At 36.8% G+C, this 3,825-nt stretch carries 3 protein-coding genes and 2 pseudogenes; 4 read left to right on the forward strand and 1 reads right to left on the reverse strand.

What is annotated here, in order from left to right; all coding sequences use genetic code 11:
• Window positions 1–138 precede the first annotated feature (138 nt).
• From CWATDRAFT_RS30330 to CWATDRAFT_RS32195, 3 genes are all read left to right on the forward strand, one after another.
• On the forward strand, window positions 139–534 hold the full coding sequence (locus tag CWATDRAFT_RS30330) for a hypothetical protein (RefSeq protein ID WP_007303423.1): 396 nt from the start codon (window positions 139–141) through the stop codon (window positions 532–534).
• 84 nt (window positions 535–618) lie between these two features.
• On the forward strand, window positions 619–1,143 hold the full coding sequence (locus CWATDRAFT_RS30335) for a hypothetical protein (protein WP_007308542.1): 525 nt from the start codon (window positions 619–621) through the stop codon (window positions 1,141–1,143).
• A 4-nt stretch (window positions 1,144–1,147) separates the two neighbouring features.
• The gene (locus CWATDRAFT_RS32195) at window positions 1,148–2,419 is read left to right on the forward strand and encodes a hypothetical protein (protein WP_232287245.1); all 1,272 of its coding nucleotides are present in this window, start codon (window positions 1,148–1,150) and stop codon (window positions 2,417–2,419) included.
• A gap of 241 nt (window positions 2,420–2,660) precedes the next feature.
• On the opposite strand, the pseudogene CWATDRAFT_RS30345 reads toward CWATDRAFT_RS32195, so the two are convergent.
• A pseudogene (locus tag CWATDRAFT_RS30345) lies at window positions 2,661–3,377 on the reverse strand (IS66-like element ISCwa4 family transposase); the annotation flags it as partial.
• Here CWATDRAFT_RS30345 and CWATDRAFT_RS35160 point away from each other — a divergent pair.
• Window positions 3,372–3,825, forward strand: a pseudogene (locus CWATDRAFT_RS35160) (IS66-like element ISCwa4 family transposase); the annotation flags it as partial. The pseudogenes CWATDRAFT_RS30345 and CWATDRAFT_RS35160 overlap by 6 nt on opposite strands.

The following is a 3,825-nucleotide window of genomic DNA, read 5'->3' on the forward strand; positions in this document are numbered from 1 at the left end:
AAGAGGTAGACTCCACACCAGGAATCCTCGACAGACGTAGCCGTTTCATTTTTGGTCATTTTTAAAATTTATTACCTTATAAATTAGCGGAATATATACGCTAACATCAAAAGAGGTTGTTTGTTACAGTTAAGGCTAATGTCATCACATTCCGAACTTAAGACCAGTCAAGATGTCCACCTGAGAGCCAAACAAATTAAGAGTCTAATTCGCTCTCTTAAACAGAAAATAAAGAAAATTGAACGGGAAGGGGAAGTAGCACCAGCTAATTGTCATATTATTCGTTATCAGGTTAATCGAAAGGGAACAATCTACTGGTATTATAAACTACAGGCTGCTGAATCAATTTTTCCTATGGCCACTAATAATGAGAAAAAAACCAAATATAAATATTTAGGACGAGCCGGAAGTTCTGCTCATATTGATGCTGTAGAAAAACTCACTAGAAGAAATCTCATTGATGAATTAGAACGAGTCATTCAATCTCTAACTGAAAGCTACTTAGATATCTATATTGGAACCGAAACTGAATGAAGCTATTTAATATTTAAAATCCCCTAAAAAGATGGAAAGAGAGTTTTTAAAATCACCTTAATTCTCTATTTTAGCTCTGGAGATATGTTTAGCGTGAAATTTACGCTAACAATTGTTTTTTATCCAAAGTCCAATTGTAAATCCGCCGGAGGTATTTTATTACTAATTGATGGAACATCAAATAGTAATGATGCTAACTATGCACAGGGGTTAGCAAATTTTTTTAAAGGTTTAGATCATCTCGGGGATGTCTCTCAAAAAAGGCGTATTGCTTTTACCTTAAGTAAATGCGATTTACCTGGATTATGGGTTAATCGTAATAATCCTGGAGAAATAATCGAAAAGATCGAAAATCGTTTTCCTAAAACAATGAATCAATTGAAAATTTGGGAAGATAACGAAAGCCGAGAGGTTGACTATTTTGTTACTTCCTCTTTTGGACTCTTAGGAGAGAAGTATCCTGAACCCAACACCAAGATTATAGAACGAGATAAAAACGGCTCATACTGTATCATTCGTAAACCAAAGTTATGGCGATCTTTTGGTTTAGTTTCCCCTATTTACTGGTTATGTACTGGTGAACGTCACAAAAGTTTAGATGAGAGTTAAGATTATGACCACAATAAAAATTCACGAATTTAGCACTGGAATCGCTGTCCAAGGAACCCCCGAAAATTGGTGGTCTACTCGATTTACAGGTTATATGAATCTAACCCTAGCACAAGTGCCTCCTGTGCTTCAAAATGCTATTTCTAATCGTTTATTTCAAGCAGCAGAAGGAAGTGTTAGAGAAGCAGTTGAAACTGCCAGGGCAGCCGGAGAAACTACTGTTCAACCTGCTATTATTGCTCGGGAAGTTAAGGAAGGAAATAATGCGTATTCTGCTATCGCTGTTATTACCCCTGCAAAAGATGAAAAAGGAAGAACGATATCAGTTTATCGCTATTTTTTAACGACAGGACTTGGCAATTTAACCCATTTATTGTATTGGTACGATCAGAAAGCTAAAAAACTTATTTTTGACCCTTTTGATATCAAGAATGAAGGGGATTATTATGAGTATGATACAAGTCAAACGCGAAGATTTGAGATTCCTAGATCAAACGAGAAACTTCAAAATTTGTTAAATTCTGATGATGCAAATATCATTATTTCCTATGATATACAATGTATGATTTATAATATCAATAAATTAGCATCAATCAAGAAAGAAGAGTATGAGTTAACAGCTTGGGCTTATAAAGTGGAAGGATTAAGCAAACCCTGGTTTTTTCAAGCTATTTATCCTGCTAGTAGAAGAGCAGAAGAAACCATTAAAAAGCAAATTCAACAAGGAGAAAATATTGCCCCAATAGTTGAAGGAGAATATCCAGTTAAAACAGCTATTAGAACTTTATCTAATCAAGCAGGTGTTAAATATGATTTGCTAAATCATATAGAAGAAGCCTTAAAATTAACTAATCATTATAATGATAAAACTTGGGAAGATTCTATTTTCAAAACCCTTGATATTGAAAACGCCAAAAAGGCAGACTTTAATACTCCTTACTTTATTCGACTTTATGAATTATATGGATTAAATATATATCAAAAACTTCCAGATTTATTAAAATGGTTAGAACTAGATGCGATTAGTAAATCTAATGATTTAGAGCAAGAACATTATAAGATTGCTGCGGAATTGAGTAGAAAGATTCAAGAACAAATTAAGCAGTCACCAGATTCTTTTAAAGCAATAGAACTTAAAGCATTTCAGGGGATAAATTACATAATTTCTAGCTTGGCATTAAAAGAAAGTGTTGAAGGAATTAATTTTACTCAAGAAGTAACTGCTCACCGCAACAAAAAAGTCTTATTGAAAAGCACTACAAACAACATCAGTTGAGTCAACAAAAATATAAGCCCTGTGATTTAGCGTAAAATTTAAGCTAATTTATTACGGCTATTTTAATGACTAACATTCCCAGAATCAAGTCTTTTTAAAACCTCAAATAAAAACAACAATATGAGAAAAAAATAGTAAGATAGTTTTTTGTTAGCGGAGATTATCCGCTAACCCTGTGTATTTTTGTGCAGAGAGATAGGGGGATCAAGAAAAATCTATCCCCCATCGGCTCCGGAGCCTTTTACATCTCTAATCCTGGGGGACTCCGACCAGCTAATGAAAATAATTCGCATAATTGGACAATGGCATTTTGCCCCTGTAATCTCATGGTCTCTAAAAAACTGAACATTTGGGTGACTAACTCTGCACCCCAGTCGCTTCTTGCTCCCCCACTTACTTTGCGGTGAATGACAATGGGACGTAAAGCTCTCTCAGCATCATTATTATCTGGTTTGACTTCAGGATAAGTTAGAAAGGTGAACCACTCTTCCCAATGACGTTTGAGACGGTTAATCAATCTTTGTGCATCATAAGGCCATCCTTTTTTGGGAGTTGCTTTAAAAATCTTTTGCAGTGAGTTCTCGACTTCTGTTCTTTTGGAGCCTAAGTCTTCAAGGGTTAAATTTCGAGCATGATAATGACGATAATGGATACGGGCGGTTGCTAAAACTTGCTGTACATCGGCAGCAAATTCTCGATTCGCTTGAAAACGACTGGTTTTAAGGGACTCTAACTCTCGTTCTAAATGTGCCAGACATTTCTGTTTGGCCATCGCACTTTGTCTAAAGTAGGCACTATAGCAGTCACTGGTGAGGATGCCCTTAAAATCTGCTCCTAACAATTTCTCGACTTCTGCGGAGCTTCTAGTGGGAGCCAACATCAACACACAGACCTCATTTGATGTGGCTACCCAAACCCAATACTTGATGCCATCGATGCAATAACTGGTTTCGTCAACCCATCATCAGACCAACTAAAAAAGCCTTCTGACAAAAAGAAACGGAAAAAAGGATTTAAACGCGGACCAAAATATGACCACCCAGGGAAGACCCGTAATGGTTTTGGTCAGCCCGATAAGATAGTCCCTTTAGAACTAGAAAACTGTCCTGTTTGTGGGGGTTCAGTGGAACGAGATGAAGTAGTTCCCGAAAAAGTCCAGCAAGTGGCTGAAGTAGTAGACCAACCCATAGAAATCAGGGAATATCGTCGCGGATTCTATAAATGTCCTAGTTGTGGATGGTCAGATTACAGTCCTGTTCCATTGGGAGTTAAAGAAGGATTCAGTTATGGGGCGCGATTAAGTAGCATCGTGGGCTGGCTTGGCTATGGGGGTAATCTTACATGGCGTAAACAGGAACATTTTATAGAGTATGTCTTTGGCATTCCCATTTCTCAAGGGAGCCTTG

Origin of the sequence: Crocosphaera watsonii WH 8501 (genome assembly GCF_000167195.1) — a bacterium.
Classification (GTDB): Bacteria; Cyanobacteriota; Cyanobacteriia; order Cyanobacteriales; family Microcystaceae; genus Crocosphaera; species Crocosphaera watsonii.

Excerpts from the sequence above, each read along its gene's own strand:
- CWATDRAFT_RS30330 (WP_007303423.1), top strand. The coding sequence starts at position 139 with ATGTCATCACATTCCGAACTTAAGACCAGTCAAGATGTCCACCTGAGA.
- CWATDRAFT_RS30335 (WP_007308542.1), top strand. The coding sequence starts at position 619 with ATGTTTAGCGTGAAATTTACGCTAACAATTGTTTTTTATCCAAAGTCC.
- CWATDRAFT_RS32195 (WP_232287245.1), top strand. The coding sequence starts at position 1,148 with ATGACCACAATAAAAATTCACGAATTTAGCACTGGAATCGCTGTCCAA.